At 41.5% G+C, this 22,466-nt stretch carries 19 protein-coding genes; 1 reads left to right on the forward strand and 18 read right to left on the reverse strand.

Annotation, left to right across the window (positions count from 1 at the left end; genetic code table 11):
- Position 1 precedes the first annotated feature (1 nt).
- From PSF86_RS09025 to PSF86_RS17855, 12 genes are all read right to left on the reverse strand, one after another.
- Positions 2 to 1,231, reverse strand: coding sequence for a TolC family protein (locus PSF86_RS09025; RefSeq protein ID WP_407933323.1), 1,230 nt, complete (start codon positions 1,229 to 1,231; stop codon positions 2 to 4).
- Complete coding sequence (locus PSF86_RS09030; RefSeq protein WP_277899747.1) at positions 1,231 to 5,058, reverse strand: efflux RND transporter permease subunit; 3,828 nt, start codon at positions 5,056 to 5,058, stop codon at positions 1,231 to 1,233. Before PSF86_RS09030 ends, PSF86_RS09025 begins: the two co-directional genes overlap by 1 nt.
- Before the next feature lie 135 nt (positions 5,059 to 5,193).
- Complete coding sequence (locus PSF86_RS09035) at positions 5,194 to 5,610, reverse strand: HYC_CC_PP family protein (RefSeq protein WP_277899748.1); 417 nt, start codon at positions 5,608 to 5,610, stop codon at positions 5,194 to 5,196.
- A 369-nt stretch (positions 5,611 to 5,979) separates the two neighbouring features.
- Entirely contained in the window at positions 5,980 to 7,944 is a 1,965-nt protein-coding gene (locus PSF86_RS09040; protein WP_277899749.1) for a heavy metal translocating P-type ATPase, read from the reverse strand.
- Positions 7,945 to 7,954: 10 nt separating this feature from the next.
- A complete protein-coding gene (locus tag PSF86_RS09045; protein ID WP_277899750.1) occupies positions 7,955 to 8,851 on the reverse strand; it encodes a cation diffusion facilitator family transporter in 897 nt (298 codons plus the stop codon).
- Positions 8,852 to 8,853: 2 nt separating this feature from the next.
- A complete protein-coding gene (locus tag PSF86_RS09050) occupies positions 8,854 to 9,210 on the reverse strand; it encodes a SpoIIAA family protein (RefSeq protein WP_277899751.1) in 357 nt (118 codons plus the stop codon).
- A gap of 15 nt (positions 9,211 to 9,225) precedes the next feature.
- The gene (locus PSF86_RS09055; RefSeq protein WP_277899752.1) at positions 9,226 to 9,657 is read right to left on the reverse strand and encodes a Fur family transcriptional regulator; all 432 of its coding nucleotides are present in this window, start codon (positions 9,655 to 9,657) and stop codon (positions 9,226 to 9,228) included.
- A 9-nt stretch (positions 9,658 to 9,666) separates the two neighbouring features.
- Entirely contained in the window at positions 9,667 to 10,083 is a 417-nt protein-coding gene (locus tag PSF86_RS09060) for a Fur family transcriptional regulator (protein ID WP_277899753.1), read from the reverse strand.
- A 13-nt stretch (positions 10,084 to 10,096) separates the two neighbouring features.
- Positions 10,097 to 10,435 carry a P-II family nitrogen regulator gene (locus tag PSF86_RS09065; protein WP_277899754.1) on the reverse strand — a complete coding sequence of 113 codons (339 nt, stop codon included), beginning with the start codon at positions 10,433 to 10,435 and terminating at the stop codon, positions 10,097 to 10,099.
- Between the two features lie 190 nt (positions 10,436 to 10,625).
- Positions 10,626 to 11,858, reverse strand: a complete 1,233-nt coding sequence (locus PSF86_RS09070; protein WP_277899755.1) for an efflux RND transporter periplasmic adaptor subunit — start codon at positions 11,856 to 11,858, stop codon at positions 10,626 to 10,628.
- An 11-nt stretch (positions 11,859 to 11,869) separates the two neighbouring features.
- Complete coding sequence (locus PSF86_RS09075; protein WP_277899756.1) at positions 11,870 to 16,333, reverse strand: CusA/CzcA family heavy metal efflux RND transporter; 4,464 nt, start codon at positions 16,331 to 16,333, stop codon at positions 11,870 to 11,872.
- 98 nt (positions 16,334 to 16,431) lie between these two features.
- A complete protein-coding gene (locus tag PSF86_RS17855) occupies positions 16,432 to 16,917 on the reverse strand; it encodes a DUF6660 family protein (RefSeq protein ID WP_407933318.1) in 486 nt (161 codons plus the stop codon).
- Here PSF86_RS17855 and tnpA point away from each other — a divergent pair.
- Positions 16,867 to 17,310: an IS200/IS605 family transposase gene (gene tnpA, locus PSF86_RS09080; protein ID WP_277899757.1), complete on the forward strand. Its 444-nt coding sequence runs from the start codon at positions 16,867 to 16,869 to the stop codon at positions 17,308 to 17,310. The two genes, PSF86_RS17855 and tnpA, sit on opposite strands and share 51 nt — an antisense overlap.
- A 47-nt stretch (positions 17,311 to 17,357) precedes the next feature.
- Here tnpA and PSF86_RS09085 read toward each other — a convergent pair whose 3' ends face one another.
- From PSF86_RS09085 to PSF86_RS09110, 6 genes are all read right to left on the reverse strand, one after another.
- Positions 17,358 to 17,729, reverse strand: a complete 372-nt coding sequence (locus PSF86_RS09085) for a YkvA family protein (protein ID WP_277899758.1) — start codon at positions 17,727 to 17,729, stop codon at positions 17,358 to 17,360.
- 245 nt (positions 17,730 to 17,974) lie between these two features.
- Complete coding sequence (locus PSF86_RS09090; RefSeq protein WP_277899759.1) at positions 17,975 to 19,186, reverse strand: site-specific integrase; 1,212 nt, start codon at positions 19,184 to 19,186, stop codon at positions 17,975 to 17,977.
- Positions 19,187 to 19,588: 402 nt separating this feature from the next.
- On the reverse strand, positions 19,589 to 20,158 hold the full coding sequence (locus PSF86_RS09095) for an NAD(P)H-dependent oxidoreductase (RefSeq protein ID WP_277899760.1): 570 nt from the start codon (positions 20,156 to 20,158) through the stop codon (positions 19,589 to 19,591).
- A 71-nt stretch (positions 20,159 to 20,229) separates the two neighbouring features.
- Positions 20,230 to 21,051 (reverse strand): helix-turn-helix domain-containing protein, encoded by an 822-nt coding sequence (locus PSF86_RS09100; protein WP_277899761.1) that lies wholly within the window; start codon positions 21,049 to 21,051, stop codon positions 20,230 to 20,232.
- A gap of 156 nt (positions 21,052 to 21,207) precedes the next feature.
- On the reverse strand, positions 21,208 to 21,660 hold the full coding sequence (locus PSF86_RS09105) for a DUF1569 domain-containing protein (protein WP_277899762.1): 453 nt from the start codon (positions 21,658 to 21,660) through the stop codon (positions 21,208 to 21,210).
- A gap of 44 nt (positions 21,661 to 21,704) precedes the next feature.
- Positions 21,705 to 22,346 (reverse strand): hypothetical protein, encoded by a 642-nt coding sequence (locus PSF86_RS09110; RefSeq protein ID WP_277899763.1) that lies wholly within the window; start codon positions 22,344 to 22,346, stop codon positions 21,705 to 21,707.
- Positions 22,347 to 22,466 lie beyond the last annotated feature (120 nt).

The following is a 22,466-nucleotide window of genomic DNA, read 5'->3' on the forward strand; positions in this document are numbered from 1 at the left end:
TTTAGTTGGTTAAGTAGTTGATTATTGCAGATTGCACGAAATACATTTTGATGGATTCAATCTGGTTCATCTGAAACTTTAATTGCAGTTCCTGAATATCCAGTACATCATTAAAATCTATCGTTCCAGTTTCATAGGATTTCATTAAAATATCTTCGGCATCATTGGCCTGCTTTAAATTTTTTAATTGCGTTGCATAGCTTATCCTTGCTGAATTTCGGTTTTGAACGGCTTGTGCAAAAAGGGTCTTCAATTTATTTAAGCGGTCTTGTTTTTGCGCTTTTATTTCCTGCTGCCTCAATTCATTTTGCTTGGTGATCGAGCTGTATTTATTGTTGAATATGGGAATGGATATGGACAGCATTGGCATTAAGATGTCTTTTCCGTTATCGCTGAAATTCATCGCAGGCCGTTCGGCAACGGGTATATAATCCAGCCCCACACCAATATTGGGCAGGCTCTCTTTTTGATTGAGCGCTTCTGACTGTGCTATTGATTCAAATAGCTTATCGTACTTTAAAATTTCTGGATGAAGTTTTAGACCTTCGGAAGAAAAGTTGGTGCTTTCTAAGGGAACGAACATCGTATCTACTACTGATATTGGCGCTTTTTCTTCCTTGTTGAGCAGGTTGTTGAACTGGGTTTTTTCGGCCAAAAAGTCTTCCGATAGAATGTCTCTTTCTTTTTCTAGTTCATTTTGTCTGATTTGCAACCGGAGCACATCCACTGCGGAGGCCTTACCAACCTCAACCGAGGTAAGTGCCAAACGTTCGTAGGTTTCGAGCAATTGGATGTTTTGCTCCAAAACCTGCTGTTTGGCGGTAATGGCATATAGTTGATAATAGGATTGAGAAACAGAAAGGGCCAATTTTCGTTTGGCAATGGCAATCTCCACGTATTCTGCATCGGCCATTGAAGAAGCGTAATTTTCCCGTGCGGTAATCGTCCCGAACCAGGGTAGCATCTGTTTCACCGAAAAACGGGCACGCTGTGCCCCGGTACGGGTTTCGGGCTCACTTATAAAATAGCCCGCCCCAAATTCGGTATTGGGAAGCGCGTTTACCTCGTTCACTTTTTCTTCCGCAATGTTGTACCGCAGTTCAAAGGCTTGAATATCCGGGTTGTTGGATTCTGCCTCCTGAATGTAGGATTCCAGTTGTTGTGCTTCGGCAAAACCTCCACACAAAACACCAATAAGTATCAACACGATTTTATAGGCTCTTTTTTTCATCATCTAGAACTGTTTTTGGTTTTTCCTGAATTGCTTTTTATTGCTTTCTGCTTCCGCGAAAGCGCAGCTTCCTTTTTCCAACTGAATAATACGGGTACAATAAAATAGGAGGTAACGTCAATGATCATCCCGCCAAAACTGGGTATGGCCATTGGGATCATAATATCGCTTCCCCGGCCGGTGGAAGTTAAAACAGGCAACAGGGCAAGTATGGTTGTCGCCGTGGTCATCAGGCAGGGACGGATGCGTTTTTGAGCAGCGAACAATGCAGATTCCCGGATTGCCGCTTTGTCCGTCGGATCATTTTTATCAAATGTCTGGGTAAGATAGGTGGCCATAACGACCCCGTCATCGGTAGCAATACCAAACAGGGCAATAAAACCTACCCAAACCGCCACACTTAAATTGATGGTCTTCATATTGAAAAGGTCCCTCAGGTTTTCCCCAAAGAAGTTGAAATTGAAGAACCAGTCCTGCCCGTACAGCCAGATCATTATAAACCCGCCTGCAAAAGCCACCGCTATCCCGGTAAATACCATTAACGATGTTGATACGGAACGGAACTGAAAATAAAGGATCAAAAAGATAATGATGAGCGCCAGCGGGACTACGATCGATAAGGTTTTCTCTGCCCGGATCTGGTTTTCATAGGTTCCCGTAAATTTGTAATTGATCCCTTTTGGAACGGTCAGTTCGCCGTTATCGATCTTCTGTTGGATAACGGCTTGGGCATTTTCCACCACGTTTGTTTCAGCAAAGCCATCCAGTTTATCAAAGAGGACGTAGCCCACCAAGAATGTATCCTCACTTTTAATGACCTGTGGGCCTTTTTCATATCGGATGTCCACCAATTCCCCAAGGGGGACCGGGTTTCCAGTTGAGACGGGGACGTAAATATCCTTTATAGCCTCTGCATTACCACGAAGTTCCCTGGGATATCGCACCCTAACGCCGTAGCGTTCCCTGCCTTCCACGGTCTGCGTTAAAGGCATCCCGCCCACGGCCACTTGAAGGACCTGCTGTACATCTTCAATGGAAATACCATAGCGGGCAAGGCGTTCCCTTTTTATATCGATCAACAAATAGGGCTTGCCCACGATGCGGTCTGCAAAAACGGCCTCTTTTTTTACGCCTTTCGCCTGTTTTAAGATATCCTCCAATTTTAAACCAAAAGCTTCTATCTGTTTCAGGTCCTGACCTTTTACCTTAATTCCCATTGGTGCCCTCATCCCCGTCTGTAACATTACCAAACGGGTCTCGATGGGCTGTAACTTGGGTGCCGAAGTGACGCCGGGAAGTTTGGTGACCTTTACAATCTCGTTCCAGATATCATCGGGGGATTGTATTTCCGGCCTCCAGTTGCGATAGAATTCCCCATCTTCATCGGGGATCAGGCTTCCTGTATCAATAAGGAACGGATCTTCAATCTCAGCGTCTTCGTAGTTTTCAGAATTTCTAACCTCATTGTTGGGATTGGTCACCAAGCCACCATCTTTTAGAACAAAAAAGCCGTCTTTGTTCACTTTATAGCGCTGGGGGCTTCCATCGGAATCCTCCATATATTCCGATTTATACTGAATAATATTTTCGTACATCGACAGGGGAGCGGGATCAAGGGCCGATTCTGTGCGCCCCGATTTTCCTACTACGGTTTTTATCTCGGGGATGCCTGCCACGGCCATATCCAGTTGTTGTAATACCCTTTTGTTTTCCGCTACGCCAGCGTGTGGCAGCGAGGTGGGCATTAACAGGAACGAACCTTCGTTGAGCGAGGGCATAAATTCCTTACCGATATTGGTCATTATTAAAACACCCAGAACAAAAACGGTGGTAGGGATGCACAAAAACAATATTTTATTGCGCAAAGCCCACTTTAAAATGCGGGAATAAAAATGTTTAAATACCCAAAAAGCCGCCAAAAGACCAAAACAGATAATCCCTACAAAAAGGAGATTGATCAAAATACTACGGTCAAAGCCTAAAGGGCGCCAGTATTCTGCCAATAGAAAAACAATGGCTATGGCCGAAATAATCATATTTACAACATTCGCCCGTTTTTCAGAAAGCAAAAGTCTATCTGATACCCTTGATGCAATTTTCGCATCCTTTAAAAAGCCCACAATACCAAAGGCAATCAAAACAAGGCCCAACCAATATCCAAAGACAATGGCAGTAATCCCTAAAAGCATTAAAAGACCATTTATGATATAACCGGTTGTTTTCCGAATGCTCTTTTTTCTAAACAAGAATGCGGCAAAGGGAGGGATCAGGAACAGGGCAACAATAATGGAAGCGGTAAGTGCCATCGTTTTGGTAAAGGCCAATGGGCGGAATAATTTCCCTTCGGCACCTATCATTGTAAATACGGGAATAAAACTGATGATAGTGGTAAGCACCGCTGTAACAATCGCCCCTGAAACTTCGGCAGTAGCGTTATAGACGAGCGTATTGATGGGTTGCCTAGTTTCACCGTTCAATACCCGCAGCTCTTCTTCATCTAAATATCTGATAATATTTTCGCAGAGGATCACGCCAACATCCACCATTGTACCAATGGCGATCGCAATTCCAGATAGGGCCACAATGTTGGCATCAACATTAAAAAACTTCATCGCAATAAAAACCATCAATACGGCCACAGGTAGCAATCCCGAAATAAGTATAGATGCCCGTAAATTGAAGACCATCACGATAATGACCAATATCGTTATCAATATTTCAAGGGTCAAGGCCTCATCGAGCGTGCCCAAAGTTTCATTTATAAGTTCCGTCCGGTCATAAAACGGAACAATCGTCAATTGGGAAGTACGGCCGTCTTTCAATTCTTTGGAAGGTAAGCCCGAACTCAGTTCGTTTATTTTGTCTTTAACGTTGTTGATGACCTCCATCGGGTTTGCGCCATAACGTGCTACCACAACACCGCCGACCACTTCGGCACCTTCTTTGTCCAGTATTCCGCGACGGGGAGCGGGTCCCAGGCTTACTCGGGCAATATCCTTCACCCTTATTGAGGTATAATCTTCGGAAGTGACCACTGCGTTTTCAATATCGGCCACCGATTTCACATAACCCAAACCACGCACCAGATATTCAGCCTGGTTGATTTCAAGGGTCTGCGCACCAATATCCTTGTTGCTTTCTTTTATTGCGCTTACGACATCGCCCAGACCAATGTTGTATTGCCGCATTTTTTCTGGATCTACATCTATTTGATATTCCTTTTGAAACCCGCCTATGGAGGCCACTTCTGAAACCCCGCTCGCGGAAGAAAGGGCATACTTTACATAATAGTCCTGAATGCTGCGCAGTTCCTGTAAATCCCAACCGCCGGTCACGTTTCCATCTTTGTCTCGCCCTTCTAGGGTGTACCAGTATATTTGTCCCAATCCGGTAGCATCTGGACCCAAGCTTGGGTTCACGCCATCGGGCAGCAAACCGCTGGGCAGGGAATTGAGTTTTTCAAGGATACGACTCCTGCTCCAGTAAAATTCAACGTCTTCATCAAAAATAATATAGATGCTGGAAAAGCCGAACATTGAGGAGCTGCGGATGGTCTTTACCCCGGGAATGCCCAACAAAGCGGTGGTAAGCGGATAGCTTATCTGATCTTCGATATCCTGTGGGGAACGGCCTTCCCATTTAGTAAAAACGATTTGCTGGTTTTCGCCGATATCAGGGATGGCATCTACGGCAACGGGGTCTGTGGGAAGGTAACCAGTGTCCCAATTAAAAGGGGCGTTAACGATGCCCCAGCCTACGAAGATCGTAAGCATAAGAACAGCGATAAGTTTATTTTCTATGAGGAATTTTATACCCTTATTTAGCATAGGTATTGATAATTAAACAGTTATACATTGAATAAAATCCTGATGGTTTCAGAAAATTAAACACAACAAAATGAGCCCAAAATGGTAGGAACCACAGGGCTAATTTTCCCGATAATTATCGGGAACTGTTTAAAATCAAATTAAATAGGTCTCGTTTAATTCTTGAACATCCCGTATGAGATAGGGTGGCGTATAATCTTTAAAGGGGATGATATTTTCATCCAAGCCTTCAAAAAGATTTATATAAGAATAATAGAAAGTAGCAACAAATACTTGTTGCTCAAAAGTTAGATTATTAAATGATGGATTTAAGTCATTATGACCATCTATTGCTATTTGCGTATCAGAACAGCAAGGTTTCTCGGAGAAACCTTTTTCACAGCTTTTTTGAGGTTGTTGATTCTCCATTCCACAGGTCTTGACATTATGAAATAAAGAAAAATCAACTAGTGAATCCCCACAATAATGTATATCTACCGCAAACGACATTGTAGTAAACAGCACTATAGACGCCATTAAAATAGATACTATTTTATTGAAGGTTTTTTTCATTAGTGCAAATTTACGAAAATTTAAGAGTTTTGGTTGGTATTAACATTTTTTTAATCTTTTGACAGGGTTGTTCATTATATGTTTCTATTCAATATACTTGGAAATAACATCCTCCCTCAGAGTTTTTCAAACTTTTGATTTTTCTTAAAAAAAAATGAAAACTCTTTTTTTAAATTATAACTACCAATACAATCAATGCTTGTGAATATTCCCTTTCAGCACAAAAAAGTAGAGCAGAAAGGCGGCAATAACCAAGAGAACAAGGGCAATAATGCCTTTTATTTTATCTTTTTTCGTGATTTTGTTCTTAGGCGGTTTTTGAACTTTTTTCTTTCTTCTATTTCTTCTACTTTGAGACATCCTGTTGTACTATTTCCAATTCATTTTCTGCAAACGTATCGCGTTGAGGATGGCCAAAAAGGCTACGCCGACATCGGCAAATACGGCCTCCCACATTGTCGCCATTCCGAAAGCACCTAAGATCATAACGGCAATTTTAACACCAAATGCCAAGGCGATATTCTGCCATACAATTTTCCTTGTGGATCGGCCAATCTTAATGGCCCGGGCAATTTTAGAAGGCTGGTCGGTCTGGATAATGACATCTGCCGTCTCAATGGCCACATCACTTCCCAAGCCCCCCATTGCCATACCTACATCGCTGGTCGCAAGTACAGGAGCATCGTTGATGCCATCGCCGATAAAAGCCACCGTAGTGCCTGTCTCTTTTTGGAGCCGCTCCACTTCATTGAGCTTGTCTTCCGGTAACAATCCGCCCATCGCGCTGTCGATGCCCATTTCCCTACCAACTTCCTTGGTAATAGAATCCTTATCGCCAGAAAGCATTATGATTCTCGATATTCCGGCTTTACGGATTTGTTCGATTGCCTCGTGGGCATCTTTCTTCAATTCATCGGCAATGGTTACGTAGCCTGCAAATTGACCATCAATGGCAACCATTACAATAGATTCTACAATGGTATCAGTTTCCGCTGGGACTTTGATATTGTTTGAGGTCATTAAGGCCTCGTTACCCACTAAAACCGTTTTACCGTTTACGGTGCCTTTCAAGCCTTTTCCGGCAACCTCGGATACTTCGGAAGCTTCAAAATCAGCCCCCTCAGCCTTATATTCCAGAATCGCCTTGGCAATGGGATGGGTGGACTGTTCTTCCATCGCCATCAGGTATTTCATAAATTCCGCTTCCGGGAAAGCATCATTGTTAACAACATCCTTGATTTTAAACACGCCCTTGGTAACCGTTCCGGTCTTATCCATTACCACCGTGTTTACTTTAGTCATTGCATCGAGGAAGGATGCACCTTTAAACAATATTCCATTTCGGGATGCGGCACCAAGGCCACCGAAATATCCCAATGGAATCGAAACAACCAGGGCGCAAGGACAAGAAATAACAAGGAAGATCAAGGCACGGTATAACCAATCTTCAAAGATGTAATTCTCGACAAATAGATAGGGTAAAAAGGTCAGTCCAATAGCAAGGAATACCACGATAGGGGTGTACACCCTCGCAAACTTTCTGATGAACAGTTCCGTTTTTGATTTACGGGCGGTGGCGTTTTGCACCATATCAAGAATTCTTGCAATAGAACTATCCTTAAATTCTTTAGTAGTTTTTATTTCAATTACACCGTCCAAGTTTATGCTTCCAGCAAATACTTTTTCGCCTTTTGCAATGGTATCAGGTTTGCTTTCGCCGGTAATGGCAGCAGTATTAAGCGAAGCTTTTTCAGATAACAGTTTACCGTCCAAAGGGATTTTTTCGCCTACACGTACCTGAACCTTTTCACCAACCTCGACCGTTTCGGGGTTGACGGAAACAAAATCGTTTTTTCGATATACCAAGGCTTCATTGGGACGCACATCCAAAAGAGCCTTTATATTACCCTTCGCTTTTTTAACCGCAGCACTTTGGAAAAGTTCGCCAACAGCATAAAAAAGCATCACGGCCACGCCCTCGGGATATTCGCCTATGGCAAATGCCCCCAATGTGGCGATGGACATTAATAGGAATTCGGTAAAGAAATCGCCGTTTTTTATACTTTTCCAGCCTTCAATAATAACGGGAAACCCAACAGGAATATAGGCTACAACATACCAAAGAATATGAATCCAACCCGTGAAAAATGGGAAGGCATCGAAAAAATCGACGGCAATACCCGCAATCAGCATTACAAAACTGAAAATAGCGGGGAGGTAAGTTCTAAATTTTGATGCCTTTTCCGGACTATTGTGGTTATGGCCATCATCGTGGCTGTGTTCGCCAGAATGTTTCCGGGTATCGATATCCCTTAGATTTTGTTTTTTTTTCATCGTGATTTTATTATTCCAGACCTTGATAGGGCTTATATTCTTTGTCCCCAAATTCTTTTTCGATTTGCAGGGTGATATGCGTTATTTCGAATTTATCGTGTAATTGTTCCCGTATATCATATAAAAATTGGTCCTCGTGCCCATCGGGAACGACCAGATGGGTAGATAGTGCCGTTTCCGTGGTGCTCATTGCCCAGATATGCAGATCGTGTACTTCTTCGACCCCTTCGATATCCATTAGGAACTTTTCCACTTCATCGATGTCGATGTTTTTGGGAACGGCATCGATGGCTATTTTTACGGAATCCCTAAGAAGTCCCCAGGCACTGTATAAAATGACCAGAACAATGACCAAACTAAGCGCAGGGTCTATCCACGTTAATCCCGTGTATTTAATGGCCAGACCGCCAAGCAGCACTCCTAAGGTTACCCCGGCATCGGCAGCCATATGTAAAAATGCCCCGCGTATGTTCAGATCGCCTTTTGAACCTTTCCAAAATAAGAAAGCCGTACCGGTATTTACCACTAAACCAATGGCGGCCACAATCATTACGAGATTGCCGGAAATCTCTGCCGGGTCCTGAAATTTTTGGATGGCGTCCCACGCAATCAATCCGGCCGCGGCAATAATGATGACGCCATTGATCATCGAGGCTAGAATGGTCGTTTTTCGTAAGCCATAGGTATAGCGTTTTGAAGGCCTTTTTGTGGCTATTTTAATGGCCGCCCACGCCAGTATAAGGCTGAAAACATCGCTCGCGTTGTGGCCCGCATCCGCCAAGAGCGCGGAAGAATTTGCCACAAACCCGTAGTAGAGTTCGACTGCTACATAAATAGTGTTTAGGGCTATGCCTATCCCAAAGGCCTTTCCGTAGTTCTGAGAACCGTGTGAATGATCGTGTGCCATAATTAGTTATTTATCCATTGTTTCGCTTGGTCTTTTTGGTGCGGTTCAAAAAACCGCACTTCTGAACCAGTAAAAAAATCGGTAGCTTCCGCAGCCAATTCCTGCCATTTTTTGTCGCCTACCATTGCCATTTTTCCATAATCGTCAAAATGGGCAGCATCCACTTTTAAATCTTGCCATAAGCCTTTTAGATCGTAACCCGTAAAATCTTCCAATTCAAAATACCAACGAACTTTCATTCCGTTATTCCTTATATTATGGATAAGAGGATGAATTTTTTGAATATCCTTTTTAGTGATGTTGCCTTCAATTTTTACCGAAATGACCTGTTCTTTTTCAGAGTCTAATATCTGTATCATTTTTTAGGTTTTTTGTTATTTTCTTTTTTCTCTTTTTAAACATTTTGTACATACGCCTTTTAAAACCAAATTCACATCGGCTACTTTGTACTTATCCGGTAGGCTATCTCGGCTTACTTTATTGGACAAACAGAATGTGTTGCCACAATGGGTACAATGAAAATGCAGATGCATATCCAAATCTTTTTCATCGGAAAGCGCATATTTGGCGATTGCTGTTCCAACATCTATTTGATGTACTACGCCCTTCTCTTGAAATAGTTTTAGGGTTCTATAAATTGTTGTTCTGTCCGCGGTTTTATTGTCGTCGCTTTTTTTGATGAAAGCCATTTCTATTTCTTTCAGGGTTACGGCATAAAACTTTCTTTTGAGGTATTTATAAATAGCTAACCTCATTTCGGTAGGCCTAATCCCTTTACTTTTTAGTATTTTTTCGGCTTTATTCATTATTGAAAATTAAACGGCACTACATTTTTCGCATATACCTTTAACGACCAAATTGACATTTTCGGCCATATACCCTTCCGGCAGGTTGATGTGGGGTATTTTATGATCGGTCAAGCAAACCGTCTCATCACAGTTGGTACAATGAAAATGAATATGCAGATCCTGATCTACCTCACAATTGCACCCGCTTTCACAGAGGGCATATTTGGGTATGCCGGTGCCATCGTCTATTTGATGTACAATTCCGTTGGTCTCAAAGGTTTTAATGGTTCGGGATAGCGTAGCCCTGTCCGATTTCACAAAGGCCTGCTCTATCTCGGTCAAGGTTACGGCCCTTTCCTTTTTCGCCATAAACTTATAAATAAGGATGCGCATTGCGGTGGGCCGCACATTATGTTTGTTCAGAAGGGTTTCGATTTCACTCATATTTCAATACATTTTACTTCTGGGATTTCTTTATCGACTTTCCGGTCTTGATCTGGAAAGCATCTTCTACATTGGAAAGATAGATGATGCCATCACCTGGGGTCGGCGTTTTGCCATTTTCAATAATAATATCAATGGCACTTTTTGCTTCTTCGTTTTGGCACACCAGTTCCAGTTTGACCACCGGGCTATCGGTAATATGAAAGTCCAAAGATGGGGAAGCTCCTTTAGCCTTGAATTTGCCCGTACCTTCGCCCTGGGATAGGGTCATACTTTTAAATCCGGCATCACTCAATGCCTCAATTGTTTTTTGTACCCTGTTGGGCTTTATAAATGCTTTTATTTCTTTCATTTTTTTAAATTTTATTAGTTATACTGTCAATTGTTTTAAAAACCGGACCCACCAAACTTTTTACTAACCAATTGACAAACAGTCTTTGGCAAGCCCGGACTTAATTTACCGAAGGAACGCCAAGCAAAGGTGCTGTAGGTACAGTGTATAACACGTCTGCTTGGAGTTCCCCCTTCGGAGGTTAGGGGGCTTAATGCCCGTGTTCCGTTTCGCCTTTCTTCATTTCGGAGATCAGGTAATAGGCTTTGTTCCACACTACCATTTGCCCTTTTTCCAGCGGCTGTAGCAACTTGATCTCCATCCAGCCATCATCTGCCTGACCGGTTACGACTTTTAAGGGGCTCAACGCCCATTCTTCCTCGCCACCTTCGGTTACCTTTTTGGCCGTAAAAATATACGGTTCCCCGTTTTCGGTAATGATCGCCTCTTCGGGAAGCGCGGTCACCTTGTTTTCGGAAGTGGCTATTTTTGCGGTAAGGTACATTCCCGGGAAGAGGTTTCCCTGCTTGTTCTCTATTTCTGCGTGCACGTGAACCGCTTTGGGGTTCATCTCAAAAGTCTTTCCAACGGAATAGATTTTTGCACTCAGATCGGATTCGGGAAGGGATTCGATATTAAATTCCACCGTCTGTCCCTCTTTAACCTTGCTGACGTCCTTTTCATATACCATTAGGTCGGCGTGGATATGTTCGGTATTCACGATCTCGAACATTTCGGTCTGTTGTTGTACAAACTGCCCTACCTTGATATTCACTTTTTCCACGTAACCGTTAATTGGGCTTACCACGGGAACTTGGCTATATACATTCCCGTTCCTAATGCGGTCCAGACTAACCCCAAATAAGCGTAATTGGGATTCCAGTCCCCTGACCATCCCCTTCATACTGTTATATTCCGACTCGGTTTCCTGAAATTTTCTTCCCGAAGCCACTTCGGCATCGTACAAGCGTTTTTGACGGTCATATTCCTTATTTAAAAAGTTCATCCGGTTATAGGCATTGGAATAATCGGTCTGCAATTTGATAAGATCGGGATGGCTCAAATATCCCAGAATGCTTCCTTTGCTTACCTTATCGCCTTCAATGACCTTTATACTCGTCACATTGGCACCGATAATGGCGGTAACCGCAGCTTCATTTTGCGGGGGCACTTCCAGTTGGCCATTCGCCTCCACCAGCCCGGTAAGGCTTTTGGTGGGCAGGCTATCTACCTTCAATCCCATCGCTTCGAATTTTTGTTGGGACAGGTGCAGTTTTTTGCCCTCCAAACCTGCGTTTTCTTCCTGATGCTCGCCACCATTTTCGGCAGAAGCTGTTTCGTTGTGGTCTTCTTGCCCGCTTTCAGCGGTTTTTTCCTGTTTACAGGAATTTAAACTGAATAGGATCAGGGCTGCGTAAAAAATCGATTTTATATTGAAATTCATAGTTTCTGTCTTTATTGTTTAGCGGAATTGAGGAAAAATTCCAGTTCGTATTTTGATCTCAGATAATTGTTAAGTGCGTCCCAGGACTTGCTCTGGATGCCTATGGCGTCGCGTACGGTTTGCAGAAAGGTGGTATAATCAATACCCCCCTCTTTATAGGCAAAAACCGCCCCGTCCCGTTGCTCTTTGGCAAGCGGAAGGGCTTCCTGTTCATAGTACTGCCAAGATTCCAGCCATTTTAGATAGTCCTGTTGCAGGTCCTGATATTTTGAATTGACCTGAAGCTGTTTTTCCCTGAAATTCTGCTCCGCAATCTGGGTCTGTATTTTGGCCGACTGAGACTGTCCCAATTCCGGCCCGAAAAAGAGTGGAATGGAAATCCCGACCTGAAAGTTGAAAAATCCGTTCTGTCCCGCAATTTTCTGCCGCCCATATTGTGCGTTGAACTTTGGGAAAAACGCTTTGGTGCTGAGATTACGCTCGGCATCGGCCACGTCGATCTGCCGCTCATAATATTGCAGCATCGGGTGGCTCGTGATCGAATCCTTTCGCTGTAGTATGGGCGTGTCCATTTCATCTACACCTGTATCCGCAACGGTAAAGGGCGTATCGCTCACCAACCAAAGGTTCAGTTTTTGAAGATTGCCCAGATAATCCCGATATACCTGCATTTTCTGAAGGCTTACCTGCCGGGCCTGATTGGTGGCGGCCAAATATTCCAGCTTCGAGGAAGCCTCGGTCTCATAACGTAAACGCGCCGCCCGTTCAAAATCGCTAAAAATGGAATCGAGTTCCACATACAATTGGTACTTCCGTTTGGAGGTGTAGGCATCGCCCCAGGCCTTGCTCACTTCCCGTTCCACTTGAAGAGAGGTAAGATCGAGTGCCGTTTCACTTAGCGCAATTTTCTCATTTTGCACCCTATTTTTGGCACCGATACCGAACACATCGATATTTTGCTGCTGGACGCCAATGGTTTGATAGATACCTTCATCGCTTGTACCGTTGTCCGGCAGTTCTTCGCCACCGGTAAAAATTTGGGTGGTCCCAAGATCCCAGGCGGTTTTTTTCAGGGCCTCCTGGTTCTCGACTTCCAGTTGGGCCGCCTTCAATTTGGGATAGTTCGCTTGGGCCCTTTCTACTGCGTCCTGTAAAGAAATTGGGGTAAACCCTTGTTCAACTTTCAGGCTGTCCTGCCGGGGCGCATTTTGCTGGGGGCTATCCAGCGTTTGCGCACTTGCACTTGCCGGGATGGCCATTGATCCAAGACCCAATAAAACGGCGATCAGGGCAGGATTTATGGCAACTTTACCCGATTTTCCGTTGTTGTTTTTTCCCGTTTTTTCCACAAAACTGTACAAAATGGGCACAACGATCAGCGTAAGCAAGGTTGCGGTTATCAATCCGCCAATGACCACCGTGGCCAAAGGCCGCTGTACCGAAGCACCCGCCCCGTGGGAAAGTGCCATCGGGAAAAAGCCCATTATCGCGGCCAAAGCCGTCAATAAAATTGGACGGATCCGTTCCTGTGTCCCTATTAAAATACGTTCCTGTATATCCATAACACCTTCTTCTTTTAATGAGTTCAATCTACTGATGAGTACCAGGCCGTTCAATACCGCAACCCCGAAGAGTACGATAAACCCAACACCCGCAGAGATACTAAAGGGCATCCCACGAATGGCCAGGGCGAAAATGCCACCTATGGCCGCCAACGGAACCGCCATATAGATCATAATGGATTGTGAGAACGAGCCCAACGCAAAATAGAGCAATAGGAAAATAAGTGCCAAAGCAATGGGAACCACAATGATTAAACGGTCTTTCGCCCGTTGCAGGTTTTCAAAAGCACCGCCGTATTCAATATGGTAGCCGGGCGGCAGGTCTAATTGCGCGTCCATTTTGGCCTGAATATCGTGCACCATTGATTCTACATCCCGGCCCCGTACATTCACCCCTACATAAATCCTTCGGGAGGTATTGTCCCGGGAAATCTGCATCGGGCCGGGCTGGTAACTAATATCGGCCACCTCTTTTATGGGGATCTGGTTTCCGCCGGGCAGGTCGATCAAGAGGTTTTTTAGATTATCGATGCTTTGACGATGTTCCTCATCCAAGCGCACCACCATATTAAAACGCTTTTCGCCCTCAAAGATGACGCCCGCCGTACCTCCGGCAAATGCGGTACTCACATATTGGTTCAGTTTCTGGATGTTCAGGCCGTACTGGGCTACCTTTCTTCGATTGAAGCGCACGGTCATCTGTGGCAATCCCGAGGTGGCCTCCAGGTTCACATCGCCGGCGCCGGGAACCGTTTTGATGATATTGGCCATTTTGGCCGCTTTTTCGGAAAGCACATCCAGATCTTCACCATACAATTTAATCGCTACATCTTCCCGAACCCCGGTAAGCAGTTCGTTAAAACGCAGTTCCACGGGCTGACTAAAGACGAAGTTGACCCCGGGCACGACTGCTAATTTCTCTTTTATTTCTGCAATCAGCCCTTCTTTAGTTTCCGCCGAAGTCCAATTATCCTTGTCCTTGTCCAAAATAATGTAGGTGTCCGCGATATCCATCGGCATTGGGTCGGTCGGGATATCGGCCACCCCGATCCGGGAAACCATCGTTTCCACCTCGGGGAAGTTGTCCAGCACAATATTCTCTATCCTCTTTGAAGTCTCGATGGATTCGGTCAAGGAACTTCCCGGCCTTAACAAGGCCTGCATCGCGATATCGCCTTCATCGATACTGGGGATAAATTCCCCGCCCATTCTGCTAAAGGTAAACCCGGCACCCACAAGCAATACTACTGCAACGACCAGGACGATAATGCGGTGGCTCAAAGATTTCAGGATTACCGGCCGGTAGCCATTATTGATACGGGTCATCATCCCGTTGCTGAAACCAGAGATTTTATCTTCCACCTTATGAAACCAGTTTTTCTTTTTGGTCGCCGGTTTCATTGTAAGCGAGGCAATCATCGGTACGTAGGTAAGGCATAAGATGATTGCGCCCAGGACCGCGAACCCGAAAGTAAACGCCATAGGGCGGAACATCTTGCCCTCGATCCCGGTCAGGAATAAAATAGGGGTAAATACGATCAGGATAATGATCTGTCCAAAGAAAGCCGAATTCATCACGGTACTACTCGCGTCATAGACCACTTCATCCATTTCGGATTGATTAAAACTTTGTTTCCCACGCTTAATGCGCTTTTCAATCTCGTGTACCGTTCCCTCCACAATGATCACGGCACCATCGACAATGATCCCAAAGTCGATTGCACCGAGGGACATCAGGTTGGCCCAGACCCCGAAAGCCTTCATCAAAATAAAGGCGAACAGCAGGGAAAGTGGAATTAAGGAAGCAGTAACCAAACCACCTCGAAAACTACCGAGGAGCAGTACCAGCACAAAAATCACGATAAGTGCCCCTTCTATAAGGTTTTTCTCTATGGTTGCCGTAGTCCTTCCGATGAGTTCGCTTCGATCTAAAAAGGGAACGATCTTGAGTCCTTCCGGTAGCGATTTTTGCACTTCCTTTATCCGATCCCTAACGGTATTGACCACCGAATTGGGGTTGTCGCCCCGCAGCATCAGCACCATCCCGCCAACAGCTTCGTGGCCATCCTGGGTAAAGGCACCGTAGCGCACTTGGCTGCCAAAATGTACTTTTTCGGCAACGTCTTTCACTAAAATTGGCAGGCCATTTTCGTTTTTGATCACGATCTGACGGATATCGTCCAGCGAACGAGCCAAACCTTCCCCACGGATGAAATTGGCCATTTTGTTCTTTTCGATATAAGCACCTCCAGTATTCACATTGTTTTCCTGTAGGGCATCAAAGACTTCAGTCATTGTTACATCCATCGCGTTCAATTTGGCGGGATCGATGGCTATTTCATATTGCTTGATCTTTCCGCCAAAGGCATTGACCTCCACAACACCTTCCGTTAGGGCCAATTGGCGTTTTACGATCCAGTCCTGTATGGTTCGCAGCTCGGTAGGGGAATATTTGTCCTCGTAACCTTTTTCGGCTTTAAGGGTATATTGATAGATTTCCCCCAGGCCGGTAGTGATCGGCCCCATTCCGGGGCTACCGAACTGTTCAGGGATTTCGGATTTGACCTCGTTGAGTTTTTCCGCAACCAATTGACGGGGTAGGTACGTGCCCATATCGTCCTTAAAGACGATGGTCACTACCGAAAGCCCAAAACGGGAAACGGAACGTATTTCGTTAACACCCGGCAGGTTGGCCATCGCCAACTCTACGGGATAGGTTACAAACTGCTCGATGTCTTCGGTGGCCAAGTTGGGCGATTGCGTGATTACCTGTACCTGGTTATTGGTAATATCTGGTTGTGCGCCCAGGTTAATGGTGGACATTGAATAGACGCCCACTCCCACGAGTGCGAGTACCATCAGTCCCACGATAAGCTTGTTCCGAATGGAAAAAGCGATGATTTTATTGATCATAAAAATTAAGGATTTAATTCAGTTTTTGAAATGTAAAAGAGTGGCCAAAAGAATCTTGACCTGTCGAAAAAGGATATAGCTATCCTATAAAAACTGAATTAAACTCTTGGAGGATCTAAAAGGGACGAAATAGGCTCTTCGCCCAAACTATCAAAATGAAGGAAAACCTTAGAAGATATTGCTGTATTAATTGGCTTAAAATTCGCTGATGCAAATTCCACCGTATGTACGTGACAGCAATGGCAGGTACAGAAAGGGGGGCAAGTATCTGAAACGCTATGGTTATGATCCAAATTTGAAGCGGCCACTATCTCAGTTTGAGAATTATCGGAAAAGACATCTGCATCCGTACAGGGAAACGCATTGAGCGTCAATACGTAGAGACCAAATATGAATGTTAATAATTTCACGTTGCAAAGATAACAAAATTGTGATGCACAGGGTATGCAAAGGTTAATGTGTTCCTTTTTAATCGATAGAATTCCCCGAGGCTCTGCCTCGGGTGTTGCGTAAAGATATATAGATTTGTTGATATGAGTGAGCATATCCATAAGAGTCACAATAAGACATTGCTTTTGTATCATTTTGTTTGTCCTATCAAGTATAGGAGAAAAGTTCTAAATGATACTGTTGCCAAGACATTCAAAGAAATTTGTCTTGGAATAAAGGAGAGGTACGAAATCCATTTTTTTGAGATTGGTCTGGATGGTGACCACGTTCATTTTTTGATACAGAGCATACCAATGAACGCTCCAAAAAAAATTATCGGAGCGGTAAAGAGTATAACTGCTAAAGAAATTTTTCGACTTCATCCTGAGGTCAAGCAAATGCTTTGGGGGGGTAAATTTTGGACAAGTGGTTATTATGTGAATACTGTAGGGCAATATGTAAACGAAGAAGTGATACAAAAGTACATCCAGAACCAAGGGAAATCAGAATATACCAAGTTGCACCGAAATCAGCTAAAATTATTTTGATACCCCGACGGCTCTGCCTCGGGGTAGTTCATTTACATTCGATTATTTCAAATTTTGAAATAATCGCGAAATATCCATAAAACAATAATCGACCAAAAAAGTATGATAATCCCCCCTGTTAACCAGCTTTTTCTTTTGTTCCAGTTATAATCCTTTGCCTTTCTAAGACAGTCTTCTTTTACAGTTTCGGGAATAAGCCTTAGGGCAAAATAAATGCCAATGGGCAATACTATCAAATCGTCCATATACCCGATTACAGGAATAAAATCCGGGATTAAATCTATGGGGCTCAATGCGTAAGCGATAATCAAAAAAATGATTGCCTTTGCATACCAAGGGGTTCGCTTATCCTTAGATGCCAAATGGAGCATTACCAACTGCTCTTTTAGGTTTTTGGCCCATATTTTTAGTTTTTTCATAATTATACCAGAGGTAAACAGATGCTAAGAGATTAGCATACACAAAAATAGACAGCAAATAAAATTTGAAGGTATTTATTGTTTTTTAGTTTAAGATATTCATATATCTTTGTTTCCACGAATAAAATCGAGGCAAAGGTTACCTATTCGGCTACCTCGTTTTATTGAAACAACATAAGTGTCTGTTCATTGAGGTATTGTTGTGAGATGGATTTTTACTAAGATATATTCCCAATAAATAATCTCTAAAAATTAATTACACTATCTAAAGCATCATCAGCATCCTTATGGATGAAATTGGCTTGATATTTTATCGTAGTGGTTACGGAAGAGTGTCTATAAAGTTTTTGAAGCATTTTAATAGGAATTTTGTCCTCTGAAATGTGACCAAAACTGTGTCGGGCAATATGCATAGTTACTTTTTTGGAAACTTTTGCTTTCTTCGCAACCCCTATCAAATATTTATTGAATTTTTTTGTAGCCGTTTTGGTCTTGGCATATACATCTTTTGCATCTTTGAAATCTGCCTTTTTCATTTCAGGGAAAACAAAATCGTCATTGTTCTGTTTTTCAGATTCATAGCATTTCAAAATCGGAAATACTTTTTCGGGTATTTTGAGTGATAGTAATTTGGAATTTTTGTTCATACGGTAATGAAGTCTATCATCATAAATATCTGACCATTTGATTTTAAGTAAATCGGCAGCCCTAATTCCCGCAAAATAGAAACTGAACAACCAGACATTGCGTGCGTGTGTTTCATTGTCAGTAAGATTTTTAACAGATTCAAATGCCATTATATCTTTCTTGGTTAATCCTATTTTTTCCGTTTCAGGAAATTTTATCCTAATCTTACCTGAGCCAAATGGGTAAAATTTTCTATCCACAACACCCATTTTTATAGCCCTGTTATAAATCGTTCTTATAACTACAAGATTATTAACGATTGACCTATCCGAAAGATTTAATTTCTTCAGATAAATTTTGAATTTTCTTAAAAAAGCTTCGTCTATTTCTTGAAAGGTCAGCTGTTTTGACTTGTAAAAGTTAATGACGTGATTTACACGAGCCTTATCTGTTGACAGTTGAGATAGCTTCTTATTTGATTCGAGTTCGGAAAGAAAATCATTTGCGACTTCATAAAAAGTACTTGACTTCGAATCTGAATAAAGAGCTTCTTTTATCTGATTTGCGGAAAAGTCCTTTTTGTCGGACTGTAAATCTATAAGTGTTTTGTTTACCTCTAGAAGTTTCGTGGAAATCAAATTATTTAATCTGTCCGCATTGGTATGGGATTTCCTAACCCGTAAGTTCTTCTCATCCCAATCCTTTAAATCTATATAATGACCGACATAGTGGTACGTTGACCGACGGTTCTTTGTTATACGGATTGCCAAAGGGTAAAGCCCTTCTTTGTTTGGTTTCTTTCTTACGACTACTTTTGCATTTGAGGCCATACCATTGAATTTTAGAATATAAAGATAATCATTTTTGGTACAATATAGGTACAACATTTATTGATTTTAAACGATATCTAATGATATCAAATATTATTAGATATATGTTAATCAGTTGATTATAAGTTAAGTTAATGAAGTTTAGTATAAAATACGCTGGATTCAAAATCCAGTTCTTTCGGGAGTGTGGGTTCGATTCCCACCTCGAGTACGAAACCCCTGTAAAACGTTGTTTTTACAGGGGTTTTTAATTCTTTAAATTCATTTGAAATAAACGAGAATAATTCAACTTAAGGCATTTTATACATGAATAAATAAGTGTATCTCAATGACTTTTTATTGAGAAAAACACCTGAAAAATAAACATCTAGTTTATAGCTATTCTCGACTTTAGAGAAAATTTTAAAATATAGATTTGATTTTTCTTCCCCATTTTTCAATAGTTTCTGAAGTGGCTCTATCTGCTTGGTCGAAGAATAAATGATGCTTAACATCTAAACCGCAATAGGTGTAAATCCCTCTGTCTGACGTAAGTTTGAGGGCTTTATCCATTCCTAAATCACCATACTCGGCATGTGATTTTCCTTGAGTATTGATAACAACAGCCTGCTTGCCTTCAAGCAATCCTTTTTGAATGCCATGGTCATATCGGTAAGCAAAGCCGTAGCTGAAAACCCGGTCAATGTAGCCTTTCAGCACTGCGGGTAGCCCTGTCCACCAAATTGGATGTATGAATATAATGCAATCTGCCCAGACAATGCAATTCTGCTCTATTTTTACATCTTTCTCAACCTGCCCTATTCGCTGTCCTTCCAAATCTTCCAATGAAAGAATAGGATTAAAATTCTGTTGGTATAAATCCCGAACTTTAACTTCATGTCCGTTTTTGGCAAGGTGTTCTACAATTACCTGTTTTATATGTCCATTCAAGCTCCGTGTATTTGGATGAGCATAAATAATTAAATGTTTCATTTTCTACTTTTTAAATTTGATATCTCAAAAGTATAATTTCACATTTTGCTAAAATTGTAAGAAAACGAAAATCAGTTTACAGGATTACATATGTCTTTTTGGAATTTCAAATATTTTGTCGGGCTGAGATTAAGGTAATATTTAAAGTCTTTTATGAGCTGACTTTGGTCATAGTAATCGCAATGGTTGATGATAGCAAACCAATCTTCTTTTGATGGCTTTGAAGCAATGTTTTCAATGTATTCAATTGCTTTTAAAAATCGTTGGTAGCGGTTAATTTCTTTTGCAGAATACCCAAAATGCTTTTTTTGTTTAATTTGTATATTTCGCTCTGTCTGGTTACTCTCGATAGCAATTGCTTTGATTGGGTTTAGCGATTGTTCTTTAAAATTTGTCAACTTTTCAGCAATCTTGTCGTGCGGTTGCAAATAGGGTCTACAAAACTTAAGAATGTAGTTTACTTGCTGGTTTTCATCATCTATTTTACTGAGTTCATGCCACAATGCTGTAAAGCAATTTTCGTTCAACAGTTCATCAGGGTTCATCGGTAAATTTTCAGCAAGTGAAGTGTTTCCAAAGAACCGATAAAATGCATCGTTTTTAAAGTTGGCGACCAAAATTTTTGATTGTGGCGGTAACGAATAATCAAATGCTTTTCTAATTGTTCCCAATACAAGACATTTGTCAATTTCTATTCGTGTATTATGCTTGGAATTGAGCAACGCTTTTGTTCCGAAATTGAAAATCAAAATGGTTTGATAAGAAGGCAATACCGTTTTTGTTATAGTTTCGTTGGATTGATTTTCAGCAAAATAGAAATGAGAAAACACATTTTCATAGGCTGTCGGAACAGCTATCCTAAAGTTTTTGTATGTTTCATCTTTATGCGACATTACTTTTTCGGCCTTGGTGCTATTGTCAAGTATAAGCGTAGTATGGGATTAGAAGCATTTCACCTTCGGTTTGGCTATATGTTTATTGATGTTCAATTCATTCAAATCTAACATTTTAGCCCGTATTACACATACAATATTGGCAACAGGCTTTTTTTATATTCCGAATTGCCTTAAATGGTGGTCCGTATGTTTATAAACCAATACTCCAATTTGTTCTTTTGTCATTTTGCCGAAGAAGCCGTGTATAAACTCTGGATTGTTAAATCTTTCATATTCGTTCAGCAATAAAATCCAATCGGCTTTTTCAGATTCAATATTTCCATTAGATTCTTTTACTTTGAATTGGGCAGAAGTAGGAACATTTTTGTCAAATGGCTTTTCGTCCTTTATCATTTTTTTCAAAGCTATTTTTCCAAATATCTTTCCCAGAAAAGCTTGCTTGTATGAATGATTTTCTTTCCCGAGAATCCATTTGTTCCAATAAGTATTGTGTTTGAGCATTTGGAAAACGTTCATTTTACCCCATTCGGCTTTATTTTCTTCACTGATTTTGTCAATCCTGTCGATTAATTGTTCCCGAATATTTTTATCAAAGATTGTTTTCATTTGTTCAATTTAAGGCTCTTTATATATAAGTTAATAAGTGTATCTCAACTACTTTTTAGCGAAGACTTTAAATGTTGCATGGTTACATCCTTATATATTTCATCAGTATATAGAATGGAAAAAAAAGTATCATAATTATTCATCTTTTTCACATAAACAAGCTGCTTTATAATAGGTTTGTCATCCGGGAATGAAACCATTTGAATTTCATAAACATCATAATCATTTTCTTCTATGTTTATACTGCTCCAGTTTTGTTTGAATGCTACTTTTTGATTTTTTGAATATTTTTTTTCAAGGTTTGCACACAATAATTTTGAATATCTTTTATAATTATTAAATGAATTTTTAATACCCTCCTTCATATCGTTTATCTCGTTCATTTTACCCTCTGTAGAGGATGTTATATTATAAGCTGAAAAAAAATTATTGTCATCCATCCCAAAGCAAACTAAATAATTGCTTGATAACTCTTCTTTAATCAAATCGGGGATTTCATCATTTTTTTCATTGATAGCTTCCGGATAATAAACCTTATTATTTTGAGGAATTATTATGCTCCAACCAATATCAGTATTTACATATTCGTTATCAATGATTTCCCCTTTATTTTTATCAAATGATTTGTTGTTGATAATATTAATATCAAGAGAGGCTGTCTTATTTTTTGCTCTACATTGTTGCAAGAAACAATTACAATTAATTGTAGAATACAATAAACTCTTTTCATATCAAAATAAGTTGAACTGGTTGTTTTTATTTAAAATATTTTACAAACGGAGTATAAAGGTAGTAAAAAATAAAGA

Source organism: Galbibacter pacificus, from assembly GCF_029603165.1.
Lineage (GTDB): Bacteria > Bacteroidota > Bacteroidia > Flavobacteriales > Flavobacteriaceae > Galbibacter > Galbibacter pacificus.